Source organism: Streptomyces sp. NPDC005963, from assembly GCF_040638655.1.
Classification (GTDB): Bacteria; Actinomycetota; Actinomycetes; order Streptomycetales; family Streptomycetaceae; genus Streptomyces.
In genome coordinates, this window is record NZ_JBEXVD010000025.1 from 76140 (window position 1) to 87592 (window position 11453).

Below are 11453 nucleotides of genomic sequence, written 5' to 3' on the forward strand. Positions count from 1 at the left end.
CGAGCCTAGTTCGTCCCCGGGGGACACCGTGCCCCAGGGTCCCGTCCCAAACCCGACCCAGGCTCCAGGGGTGACCGTACGCATCTCGGTGGCCCGGCCGCGCCTACGGCGATGAGCACCACTACCCCTCGACCAGTCTGGTGAAGGTCAGACAAGCGGTGCGCGGCCCTGACCGGTCGACCTCGTCAGCCCAGTTCGTCGCGGTCGGCACGCCACAGGACCACCGCGCCCACCAGGACGAGTGCGCCGACGCCGCCTGCGAGGGGCGCGAGCCATCCGACCGGTGCGTGGTCGGGTTGGTCGAGTTGGGGGCCGGGGCCGAAGTACTTCTTGGCGTACCCGGCGGTGGACTGTCTGGGGTCCCTGGGCCGCATCCCCTTGGCGCGGTCGATCGCCGCCGCTGGGTCCACCATGCCGTTGCCCCGCGCATCGTCCCGGCCGCCCTGGGGGCGGTCCCGGGCGGTGTCCGCGATGAGCCTCTTGATCTGTGCGGGCGTCAGATCGGGGTGGGCGGCGCGCACGAGGGCGACGGCTCCCGAGACGAAGGCCGCAGCCGCGCTCGTGCCCCAGCCCTCGTAGTACTTGCGGTCGGGATCGGGGATCACGATGTCCACGCCGGGCGCGCTCACCGTGGCGTACCAGCGTTGGGTGGAGAACGCGGCATGGCTGCCGAAGCGGTCGACGGCCGTCACGGCGATCACTCCGGGATAGGCGGCCGGATAGGAGATGCGGTCGCCCTTCTCCCCGCCGTTGCCCGCGGAGGCCACCACGACCGAGCCCTTGGCCAGTGCGTACTGGACGGCCGCGTCCTCGCTGGCTTCGGCGTGGGCCGACTCGCTGTCGTCACCGAGCGAGAGGTTGATGACGTCGGCGCCCTGGTCGGCCGCCCAGCGGATGCCCTGGGCGAGGGCGGTACCCCGCGAACTGCGGGCCTTCCCGCGGGCGGGGTCGGTGCCTTCGAGTATCACGCGCACGGGAAGGATCTTGGCCTTCGGGGCGATTCCCATGACTCCGTCCCGGTCCTCGGGCCCGCGGCCGTGGGCGGCGATGATGCCGGCCATCGCCGTGCCGTGGCGGGCCCAGGAACGGTCGCCTGGGCCGGCGCCGAAGCCGATGAAGTCCTTGCCCGGCAGGACGTTGCCCTCCAGGTCGGGGTGTCGGTCGTCCACGCCCGTGTCCAGCACGGCGACCGTGACGCCCTCGCCCTTCGTGGTGCGCCAGGCGTGGTCCGTGTTCAGCGCCTCCAGGCCCCACTGTTGGGGCCTTATGCCGTCCGCGTGGGCGGGCGCTGAGGACAGGAACACCAGGGCGGTGGTCGCCAGGACGGCAGCGATCCGCTGTCGGCGGCGTCGGAGGGAACGGGCGGTGGTCATTCCGGCGGCTCCGCTGCGGTGCTGAGGGCGCGAATGAGGGCACGCTCGATGCCGTCCGCCAGTCCGCCCGCCTCGTGCCCGAGCCCGGCCTGGGCCGCGGTCGTCTTGCCGCGGTCGACCCGGGCGACGGCCGCAGGCTCGGGATCGTTGACCGTGCGCCCGTCGGCGAATCCGGAGACCGCATAGACGATCACGGGCACCTGGGTGAGGACGGTGACGGTCCAACTGGCGCGCTGCCGGTCGCCGAAGCCTGCGGCGGCCGTGCCCGGGGCCGGGAAGGCGCGGGGCATCAGATCGGCCCTCTTGGTGAGGCCCTCGTTGCCGAATCGGGCCTTCAGCGCCTTCATGGTGGTCTTGTCGCCCTCGGTGAAGACCAGTCCGACGGTGGTGACGTAACTGGACGTGGCGTCGGTGTAGGTCGCGCGGAGGGCACGGGCGCAGCCGACGGGTTGGAGGGTGGTGACGAGGAGGGGATCGAGTGCGGCGGTGCAGTTGCCGTCGGGGGCGACGGCCACGCGGGACCAGATCCGGTCGGCCTTGCCCGGGCCGGCGCCCTTGCCGTCCACCTTGGGAGGGAAGAGCGTGTCCACGGGGACGCTGTGCCACACGGTCCGGGCTTCGGAGAAGCCGGTGTCGGTGGCGGCGTTGGCGCTGGAGTCCTCGGTGAGCCAACTCCCGGTGACGGCTCCGCCGATCAGGCCGAGTCCCAGCACCACGCAGGCGAGTGCCCCGATCGTGCGCAGCGGTCGGCGGACGCGGAGGGGGCGCAGTTGGCCCGTGCGCTCGCTGGGGGACTCGGCCGGCGGCCACGGCGTGCCGGGGAGTGCGGAGTGTCGGGGTGCGGGCGTGTCCCACGGGTGGGGCGAGGGCGAATCGCGGACGGGGCGGAGTCTGGCGGTGGGTTCGTCCACCGGCGGGGCGCTGTGGGCTGCCACCAGAGGGCGGTCGTCGTCGCTGGTGCCGCTGCCGCTCCTACCGGTTCGGTCGGGAGCGGTGGGCGGGGTGTCGGGTGTTGCGGTGTGGGGTCGAACCGCGGGGGGCGTCCGCTGGTCGGAAACCAGTTGGGTACGGGGGTCCTTGACGACGGGGGCCGCTGCGGGGCGGGGTGGCGCGCCGGGTGGCATCGGTATGGCCGGGTGCGCGGAGGACGGTCCGCCGGGGGTGCTTTCGGGGGCGGCGGTGGTCGTACCCGACTCTCCGGTGGAGGGGTCCTGCCGCGGTGGCCGGGTCGGGGCCGGTGGGGTCTCGCGACGCAACTGTCGGGTGTCGACGTCGGGGGCCGCTGCGGCGTCCGGGGTGCGCGGGGTCGTCGCGGGTCGGGTCGCGGGACGGTCGTCGGGGGCCTCGCCCGCGGGAAGGGGCACCACAGTGTGGGGAGGACGGGGACCACTGGCGCTGGGCGGGGTGGGGACAGCAGCGCTGGGCGGGGTGGTCGGGGCCGTCTGCGGCCGGGGCGGCGTCGGTGTCGGGTTCGGGCTGGTGGAGGCGCAGAAACAGCCCGGTTCACCTGCGGGGCAGTACGGAGTCGGCGCGGCTGCGGGCCCGTTCAGCGAGCAGGTGCAGCCTCGTACGCCGCAGGGTGGTGGTTCGGCGTACGGGTCGGCTGCCGCGTCACAGTCGGGGCAGGTACAGGGCGCGGTCGGTGCGTCCGGTGCGGTGCGTCCCGCTCCGTCCGGGGCACAGCCGGGGCACGAGCACGCGCCGGCGCCTACTCGTGCGCCGTCCTGGGGCTGGCCCTGGGGCTGGTCCTGGCGCAGTCGTCTGGTGTCGACGTCGGACTGTCCGGGGAGCAGGGGGATGCGAAACGGCCGCGGGGAGCCAGTGTCGGGGGCTCGGCGGGATCGGGGAGGATCGTTTTCCGGTCGTTCGGAGGTGTCCGTGGGGCTCTGTCCGTCGGACGGCAGAAGATCGGTGATCCCGGAGGCGCGCAGCGCCCGGGGTGCCTGCTCCTTCGGGACCAACGCGTCGGTGATGCGGGAGGTGACCGGAGCAGCCGAGGAGTCTTCGGGTACGGACGGGGGCTGCGCCTCCGTACTCATCGAGCCCCCCGTTTCTCCTCCACGTAACACCGATGGGCAGGCTGCAGGAGGCCGGCGCGTCGGTCATGGCTTGTGCGTCACTCTACGGGTTGGAACCCTCCTCACGGCACCGTCACAGCGGCTCCGGGGGGATCTGCCCAGAACATCCCCTCTACCGAGAGGTAGCCGCCTCTGACAGGCTCTGGCACGCTCTGTCCATGAGATCCCGCGCTACTGACCGGGCCCGTCTCGACGGGGCCACCACCGCTTTCGACGCACCGCTCGCCGTGGTGGATCTCGATGCGTTCGACGCCAACGCCGACGATCTGGTGCGGCGGGCGCAGGGCAAGCCGGTCCGGGTCGCGAGCAAGTCCGTGCGCTGTCGTGCGCTCCTGGAGCGGGTGCTCGCCAGGGACGGTTTCGCCGGGGTGATGTCGTTCACTCTGGCCGAGTCGCTGTGGTTGGCGCGGGCCGGGTTCGACGATGTGCTCCTCGCCTATCCGTCCGTCGACCGGTCCGCGTTCACCGAGTTGGCGTCGGACCCCAAGCTGGCCGCCGCGGTGACCGTGATGGTCGACGACCCGGCCCAGTTGGATCTGATCGACGCGGCGCGCGCCGGCGGTCGACAGGAGGTCCGGGTCTGTCTGGAGTTGGACACGGCGCTGCGGCTGTTGGGCGGGCGGATACGGATCGGGGCCCGCCGGTCACCGCTGAACCGGCCCGCCGCATTGGCGGATTTGGCGCGTTCGGTGGTGCGCCGCCCGGGGTTTCGGCTGGTGGGGTTGATGGCGTACGAGGGTCATGTGGCCGGGGTCGGTGATGCGTACGAGGGCCGGCCTGTGCTGTCGTACGCGATTTCGATGATGCAGCGGGTCTCCCGCGCCGAACTGGCGGTGCGCCGGGCGGAGGCGGTGCGCGCGGTGCGGGCAGTGGCTCCGGATCTGGAGTTCGTCAACGGCGGTGGGACGGGGAGCGTCCAGCACACGGCGGCGGAGGCGGCGGTGACGGAGGTCGCGGCCGGTTCGGGGCTGTATCTACCGCGGCTGTTCGACGACTACTCGTCCTTCTCGGGGCGGCCCGCCGCCCTGTTCGCCCTTCCGGTGGTGCGGCGGCCGGGGGTGGGCGTGGTGACGGTGTTGGGCGGGGGCTATCCGGCGTCCGGTGCGGCCGGCCCTGATCGGCTGCCCGTGCCCCATCTTCCGGCGGGGTTGCGCTTCGACGGCCGCGAGGGCGCGGGCGAGGTGCAGACTCCCCTGCTCGGTGCGGCGGCCGACGATCTGCTGATCGGCGACAAGGTGTGGTTCCGCCACGCGAAGGCGGGTGAGCTGTGCGAGCGCTTCGCGGAGTTGCATCTGATCGAGGGCGATCGGGTCGTCGGCACGGTGCCGACCTACCGCGGGGAGGGGCGGACCTTCCTGTGAGGGCCGGCCCCTGCCCGGGACGGTTCAGAGCGGGGTGACGTAGGCGCCCGCGATGCCGCCGTCGACGACGAAGTCCGTGGCGTTGACGAAGGACGAGTCGTCGCTGGCCAGGAAGGCGACGGCGGCGGCGATCTCCTGGGCCTCGGCGAACCGTCCGACGGGGATGTGGACGAGTCGTCGCGCGGCCCGTTCGGGGTCCTTGGCGAACAGTTCCCGCAGGAGCGGGGTGTTGACGGGACCCGGGCACAGCGCGTTGACCCGGATGCCTTCCCTGGCGAACTGGACGCCGAGTTCGCGGGACATGGCGAGGACGCCGCCCTTGGACGCGGTGTAGGAGATCTGGGAGGTCGCCGCTCCCATCAACGCCACGAAGGATGCGGTGTTGATGATGGATCCCCGGCCCTGGCGCCGCATATAGGGGATGGCGGCCTTGCAGCAGAGGTAGACCGACGTCAGGTTGACGTCCTGGACGCGCCGCCACGCCTCGATCCCGGTGGTGAGGATCGAGTCGTCCTCGGGGGGCGAGATGCCCGCGTTGTTGAAGGCGATGTCGACGGATCCGTAGGTGGTGTGCGCCGTGGCGAACAACGCCTCCACCTGCTCGGCGTCGGTGACGTCGACGCGTACGAAGGTGCCGTCGACCTCTTCGGCGGCGGCCTTGCCCGCCGTCTCGTCGATGTCGCCGCACACGACGTGCGCGCCTTCGGAGGCGAGCCGGCGCGCGGTGGCGAGACCGATGCCGCTGCCCGCTCCGGTGATGACGGCGGTACGGCCGACGAGACGGCGGCACACGGGGGTTTCGGTCATGGCTGGTCAGACCTCCGTACTGCTGAAGAAGACGTTCTTGGTCTCGGTGAAGGCGGTGAGCGCGTCGGGTCCCAGTTCGCGGCCGAGGCCGGACTGTTTGTAGCCGCCGAACGGGGTCCAGTAGCGGACGCTGCTGTGGGAGTTGACGGACAGGTTGCCTGCGGTCACGGCCCGGCTGACGCGGATGGCCCGGCCGATGTCCCTGGTCCACAGGGAACCGGAGAGTCCGTAGGGGGTGGCGTTGGCGAGGCGGATCGCGTCGGCCTCGTCGTCGAAGGGCAGGACGACGGCGACCGGTCCGAACACCTCGTCACAGGCGACGGGGGCTCCGGGCATGACCTCGGTGAGGACGGTCGGGGGGAACCAGAAGCCGGCGCCTTCGGGTGCTGAGCCCCGGATGCCCGGCAGTGCGTCGGGGACGTAGGAGCGGACCCGATCGAGTTGGGCCTGGGAGATCAGCGGGCCCATCTGGGTCTTCTCGTCGGCCGGATCGCCCACGGTGACGGCGGCGATGGCAGGGGCGAGCCGTTCCAGGAACCGGTCGTGGACGGAGCGCTGGACCAGGATGCGGGTGCGGGCGCAGCAGTCCTGGCCGGTGTTGTCGAGGAAGGACAGGGGGGTCGCGGCGACGGCGGCTTCGAGGTCGCAGTCGGCGAAGACGATGTTGGGGCTCTTGCCGCCGAGTTCGAGGGTGACCCGCTTCACCTGCTGGGCACAGCGGGCCATGATCGCCTTGCCGACGCGGGTGGAGCCCGTGAAGACGATCTTCGCGACTCCGGGGTGTTCGACGAGGGCGTTGCCGACGACGTCACCGGCGCCGGGGAGGACCTGGAACAGATGCGGTGGGAGTCCGGCCTCCAGGGCGAGTTCTGCCAGGCGCAGCGCGGTCAACGGGGTGGCTTCGGCTGGTTTGAGGAGGACGGCGTTGCCTGCGGCGAGGGCGGGTGCGGTGCCCCAGGCGGCGATGGGCATCGGGAAGTTCCAGGGGGCGATGACCCCGATGACACCCAGCGGTTCGAGGATGGTGATGTCGAGCCCACCGGCGACCGGGATCTGCCGACCGTTGAGTCGTTCGACCCCGCCGGCGGCGAAGTCGAGCAGGTCGCGTACGTTGCCGGCCTCCCAGCGGGCGTTGCCGATGGTGTGGCCGGCCTCCAGCACCTCCAGGCGTGCGAGTTCTTCGATGTGCGCGTCGACGGTGACGGCGAAGCGGCGGAGCAGTCGGGCCCGGTCGGCGGGGGCGAGTCGGGCCCAGTGCTCCTGGGCCTTCGCTGCGAGGGCGACGGCGGCGTCGACCTCGTCGAGGGTGGTAGCCGGGACGCTGCGGAGGAGTCGGCCGGTGGTGGGGTTGAGCACTTCGTGGTGCGACGCGTACGGCAAGACATTCCTCACCTGGGGTCAAAGAACGGTGTCGGCGGTGCCTGGGCGGCTCAGGTCCGTCAGGGGACGGGCGGGCGGCGATGCGGCCGGCGCGTGCGTACCGCCTGCGCCTTCGGGCTCTCCCGGTCAGTGGCGTTCGAAGGAGCGGCGGAGCTCCCAGTCGGTGACGGCGGCGTCGAAGGCGGCCAGTTCCACCCGGGCCATGGTGCGGTAGTGGGCGAGGACCTCATCGCCGAACGCCTCCTTGGCGATCGGACTGTTCTCCCAGAGTTCGGCCGCTTCCCGCAGGGTGGTCGGGACCTGGGCGTGGTCGGCGGCGTACGCGTTTCCCGTGCAGGGCGGGGGCAGTTCAAGGCCCTGTTCGATGCCGTGGATGCCTGCCGCGATCAACCCGGCGACGGCGAGATGGGGATGGGCGTCTCCACCGGGCAGCCGGTTTTCGAAGCGCATCGAGGGACCGTGGCCCACCACGCGCAGGGCGCAGGTGCGGTTGTCGAATCCCCAGGCGACGGCCGTCGGGGCGAAGCTGCCTGGCTGGAATCTCTTGTAGGAGTTCACCGTGGGTGCGTAGAGCAGGGAGAAGTCCCGCAGGGCGGCGAGTTGGCCGGCGAGGAAGTGCCGCATCACGGGGGACATTCCGCCGGGGCCGTCGCCGGCCATCACATTGCGCCCGTCCTCGTCGGCGAGGGAGAGGTGGATATGGCAGGAGTTGCCTTCGCGTTGGTCGTACTTGGCCATGAACGTGAGCGCGTACCCCTCCTGCGCGGCGATCTCCTTGGCCCCCGTCTTGTAGAGGGTGTGCTGGTCGCAGGTGACGAGGGCGTCGTCGTAGCGGAAGGCGATCTCGTGCTGGCCCGGGTTGCACTCGCCCTTGGCCGACTCGACGGTCAGTCCGGCGGCTGCCATCTCCGTACGGATGCGGCGGAGCAGCGGCTCGATGCGGCCGGTGCCCAGGATCGAGTAGTCGACGTTGTACTGGTTGACGGGGGTGAGCCCGCGGTAGTCGCGGTCCCATGCCTCTTCGTAGGTGTCCCCGAAGACGATGAACTCCAACTCCGTGCCGACCTTGGCGGTGAAGCCGTGCTCGGCGAGGCGCGCCAACTGGCGGCGCAGGATCTGTCGGGGGGCCGCGACGACGGGCGAGCCGTCGTGCCATGCGAGGTCGGCGAAGAGCAGGGCCGTGCCGTCGTGCCAGGGAACGCTCCGCAGGGTGGTGGGGTCGGGGCGCATCACGAAGTCGCCGTACCCCTGGTCCCACGACGACATCTCGTAGCCGTCGACGGTGTTCATCTCGATGTCGACGGCGAGGAGGTAGTTGCAGCCTTCGGTGCCGTGCGTCAGGACCTCGTCGAGGAAGAACGGCGCGGCGAACCGCTTGCCCTGAAGCCGGCCCTGCATGTCGGGGAAGGCGAGCACGACGGTGTCGATCTCGCCGCTCGCCACGCGTGTGCGAAGGTCGTCGACCCCGAGCGGAGGTGTGCGATCTGCCACAGGGATGACGCCTCCTTGGATGAGCCAACGGCTCTAAGGTATTGCTGTGGACCATTGATTGGGAAGAAGAAACGACGACGTGGCGAAGAATGATGCGGCGACCGACCGGCTCACGGCCGTCCTGCGCCCGGTGCGCGCGGGCAACGGGTTCGAAGAGGCCCTGGAACAGATCCTGCGACTGCTGCGGCTCGGCCTGGTGCCGGCCGGGGAGCGACTGCCGGCGGAACGGGCGCTGGCCGAGAGGTTGGGCATCAGCCGGGTCACCCTGCGCGACGTGCTGAAGGTGCTCACCGAACAGGGCCTGGTCGAGAGCAGGCGGGGACGGTACGGAGGGACGTTCGTCCTGGGCCGGCCCGAAGCGCGCGGAGAGGCGGAGTTGCGCCGCCGACTGGGCGCCGTGGACGTGCAGGACACCCTGCGCTTCCGCGAGGTGCTGGACGTGGGGGCGGCCGGGCTGTGCGCGGCGAACGGGCTCTCCGAAGCGGAGGCGATACGGCTGCGCGGCGCCCTGCTGGCCACGCACGACGCACCTCTGGGCGAGTACCGCCGCCGTGACACCCTGCTCCACCTCACCCTCGCGGAGTTGTCCGGCTCCCCCACGCTGGCCGCGCAGTACGCCGTCGTACGGGCGGACCTGAACGACCTCCTCGACTGCATCCCGCTGCTCGTGCGGAATCTGGAGCACTCGCAGCACCAGCACACGGCGCTCGTCGATGCGGTGCTCGACGGGGACGCGGACGGGGCGCGGGATCTGATGCGCGAACACTGCGAGGGCAGTGCGGCGCTCCTGCGCGGCTTTCTCGCCTGAGCCGGCGGCGGCGCTCCCGCGGACTCGGTGTCCCGGCGCTGCTGCGTTGTTCCCACCCCTGCCTCAGCGGCACCCGCACCGGGTTGCACCGGGCATCCACCTGCTGCATCGACCGCAGAGGGCTTGCACGGGCCCACGCCATCCATAAAGGTACTGAAGCAAACCATTGAAGGCAGGACCGCTCCCATGGCCGCAGCCGCCGGTTGTTCCCCCGTCCCGACCGTCACGCGCCCGCACGTCACCGCCCTGCGCCCCCGCGATGGCGGCCGGTTACGCCTGGGCTGACGCGGGGCCCGAGCCTCCTCGACGCGGAGTGAGCTCGCCAGGTGAGGTCGGCTAGTGAGTCGGCTAGTGAGCTCGGCGAGTGCGCGGGCCGGTCGCCCATGACGGCCCCTTCGCCGCCGCGACCCCGGCACCGCAACCGGTGCACCCCATCGAGCGGGGCAGACGAAGCGCACCGCCCCGGCCCCCGGCCGTGCCCCCAGAGAAGTGACGGAAGTGACGCATATGCCCCACCCTCTCATCGGTATCACCACCTACCTCGACCCGGCCGCCTGGGGAGTGTGGCGACGGCCGGCCGCCCTCCTGCCCGCCGACTATCCGGCCCTGGTCCAGCGGGCGGGCGGAGTGGCGCTCATGCTGCCGCCCGACCCCGACCCGCGCGCCGCGCCCGCAGCGGTGGCCCGGCTCGACGGTCTGATCCTCGCCGGCGGCGCCGATGTCGCACCCGAGCACTACGGCGCCGCACCAGATCCGCGAACCGGTCCCCCCGCCCACGAACGGGACCACTGGGAGTTGGCACTGATCGACGCGGCACGCGCGGCGGCCATCCCGATCCTGGGGATCTGCCGGGGGATGCAACTGCTCAACGTGGCACTCGGCGGCACGCTGCTCCAGCACCTGGACGGCCACATCGAAGCCGAGGGGGTCTTCGGCAGCCACCCGGTGACACCGGTGCCGGGCACCCTCTACGCATCGATCGTGCCGGAGACGACACACGTGCCCACCTACCACCACCAGGCCGTCGCCCGGCTGGCATCCCGTCTCAGGGCCAGCGCCCACGCCGAGGACGGCACGGTGGAGGCCGTGGAGCCGGCCTTCCCCGGGGACGGCTGGCTGTTGGGAGTGCAGTGGCACCCCGAGGTGGGGCGGGACCTACGGGTCGTGCGCGCGCTCGTCTCCGCAGCCTCCCGGACGGAACCCGCGCTCAGCTCTTCGTCAACCCCAACAGCTCCCGCGCCGGCCCGGTCGGACGCTGGCCGCGCCGCCAGACGGCCCGCAACGCCCGTCGGAGCTCCACCCCCTCCACCCGTACCCTGATCAACCGCCGTGCGGCGAGTTCGTCCGTGACGGCGAGTTCGCTGAGCACCACGGGACCTGCGCCGCTCACCGCAGCCGCCTTGACCGCCGTGGTCGATGCGAGCTCTAGGAGCGGTTCGGCCGGCCCTCCGCAGTGAGCCAGTGCGGAGTCCAGCACCTGTCGCGTACCGGATCCGCGTTCCCGCAGGATCAGCGGGGCAGCGGCCAGTTCAGCCGCGTTCAGCGGCGCCCGCCGGCGTGCCCACTGGTGCAGCGGGGACACCGCCACCACCAGTCGATCGTGGCCGATGACCGCGCCGTCGAGACCGTCAGGCACGGACAGTCCCTCCACGAAACCCAACTCCGCATCGCCCGCGAGCAGCCGTTCCGCAACCGTTGCGGAATTGCCCGCCAGGAGGGACACCACCGTGTCCGGCCGCTGGGTGCGCAGGGCGATGAGCCAGCCCGGCAACAGGTACTCGGCGATCGTCATCGAGGCCGCGACCCGCAGTCGTGAGTCCCTGCGCCCGCGCAGCGCCTGGGCGCCGGCGTCGAACACCTCCGCCGCCTCCAGGACCCGGCGCGCCCAGTCGGTGACCAGCGCCCCGGCCTCGGTGAGCCGGGAGCCGCGCGGCGAACGGTCCACCAGGGCCAGCCCCAGTTGGCGCTCCATCGATCGGATACGACTGCTCGCAGCCGGTTGGGTGATGCCCATCTCGCGGGCCGCCCGGCCCAGGCTGCCGTGCCGGGCGACGGCGAGCAGCAGTTCCAGGGCGCCGAGGTCGGGCACCCGGTGGGCCAGTGGGCCCCGCTCCACACGGTCGTCGCTCATCAGTCCAGCTTATGAGGTCATAAC

The 11453-nt window shown here is 71.8% G+C and carries 9 protein-coding genes; 3 read left to right on the plus strand and 6 right to left on the minus strand.

Going from position 1 to position 11453, the window contains the following annotated elements; translation table 11 throughout:
- Window positions 1-185: 185 nt before the first annotated feature.
- Window positions 186-1373: a type VII secretion-associated serine protease mycosin gene (mycP, locus tag ABZ348_RS27330; protein WP_358937406.1), complete on the minus strand. Its 1188-nt coding sequence runs from the start codon at window positions 1371-1373 to the stop codon at window positions 186-188.
- On the minus strand, window positions 1370-3412 hold the full coding sequence (locus tag ABZ348_RS27335; RefSeq protein WP_358937408.1) for a hypothetical protein: 2043 nt from the start codon (window positions 3410-3412) through the stop codon (window positions 1370-1372). Before ABZ348_RS27335 ends, mycP begins: the two co-directional genes overlap by 4 nt.
- Before the next feature lie 197 nt (window positions 3413-3609).
- On the opposite strand from ABZ348_RS27335, the gene ABZ348_RS27340 reads away from it, so the two are divergent.
- Window positions 3610-4812 carry an amino acid deaminase/aldolase gene (locus ABZ348_RS27340; protein ID WP_358937410.1) on the plus strand — a complete coding sequence of 401 codons (1203 nt, stop codon included), beginning with the start codon at window positions 3610-3612 and terminating at the stop codon, window positions 4810-4812.
- A 24-nt stretch (window positions 4813-4836) separates the two neighbouring features.
- Here ABZ348_RS27340 and ABZ348_RS27345 read toward each other — a convergent pair whose 3' ends face one another.
- The 3 genes from ABZ348_RS27345 to ABZ348_RS27355 form a co-directional block, all read right to left on the minus strand.
- Entirely contained in the window at window positions 4837-5619 is a 783-nt protein-coding gene (locus ABZ348_RS27345; RefSeq protein ID WP_358937412.1) for a 3-oxoacyl-ACP reductase, read from the minus strand.
- Window positions 5620-5625: 6 nt separating this feature from the next.
- Window positions 5626-6999, minus strand: coding sequence for an aldehyde dehydrogenase family protein (locus ABZ348_RS27350; protein ID WP_358937414.1), 1374 nt, complete (start codon window positions 6997-6999; stop codon window positions 5626-5628).
- Between the two features lie 126 nt (window positions 7000-7125).
- Window positions 7126-8490 (minus strand): glutamine synthetase family protein, encoded by a 1365-nt coding sequence (locus ABZ348_RS27355; protein ID WP_358937416.1) that lies wholly within the window; start codon window positions 8488-8490, stop codon window positions 7126-7128.
- Window positions 8491-8569: 79 nt separating this feature from the next.
- Between ABZ348_RS27355 and ABZ348_RS27360 the strand changes: the two genes are divergently transcribed.
- Both ABZ348_RS27360 and ABZ348_RS27365 read left to right on the plus strand, forming a co-directional pair.
- The gene (locus ABZ348_RS27360) at window positions 8570-9298 is read left to right on the plus strand and encodes an FCD domain-containing protein (protein ID WP_358937418.1); all 729 of its coding nucleotides are present in this window, start codon (window positions 8570-8572) and stop codon (window positions 9296-9298) included.
- Between the two features lie 507 nt (window positions 9299-9805).
- Window positions 9806-10618 carry a gamma-glutamyl-gamma-aminobutyrate hydrolase family protein gene (locus ABZ348_RS27365; RefSeq protein WP_358937420.1) on the plus strand — a complete coding sequence of 271 codons (813 nt, stop codon included), beginning with the start codon at window positions 9806-9808 and terminating at the stop codon, window positions 10616-10618.
- Here ABZ348_RS27365 and ABZ348_RS27370 read toward each other — a convergent pair.
- Window positions 10506-11429: a LysR family transcriptional regulator gene (locus tag ABZ348_RS27370; protein WP_358937422.1), complete on the minus strand. Its 924-nt coding sequence runs from the start codon at window positions 11427-11429 to the stop codon at window positions 10506-10508. The two genes, ABZ348_RS27365 and ABZ348_RS27370, sit on opposite strands and share 113 nt — an antisense overlap.
- Between the last annotated feature and the right edge of the window lie 24 nt (window positions 11430-11453).